A 281-nucleotide genomic window follows, 5' to 3' on the forward strand; every position below is an offset into this window, starting at 1 on the left:
GGCATCAACAATCCTTCCGAAATGCCCAGGGTCTCCGAGTTGCAGATCAGCGACGATGAGTTGCGCGAATCGATCGAGAGCAACCAGTTGCGGTTGATGCGCGAGCGCGGGCTCGACCTCACCATCTTCAGTCCGCGCGCGAGTTTCATGGCGCATCACATCGGCGATTTTCAGGTTTCCAGTACGTGGGCGGCGATCTGCAACGAGTTGTGCTTCCGTGTGAGCCAGCTGTTCCCCGATCATTTCATCCCGGCCGCGATGCTTCCGCAGAGTCCGGGCGT

Annotated in this window: 1 pseudogene; it reads left to right on the forward strand. The window is 59.4% G+C overall.

The annotated features are described in order from the left end of the window. Nucleotides 1–281 (forward strand): annotated as a pseudogene (locus P0D96_RS48625) (amidohydrolase family protein); the annotation flags it as partial.

The sequence above is a fragment of the Paraburkholderia sp. RL17-347-BIC-D genome (assembly GCF_046027915.1).
In the GTDB taxonomy this organism is placed as follows: Bacteria; Pseudomonadota; Gammaproteobacteria; order Burkholderiales; family Burkholderiaceae; genus Paraburkholderia.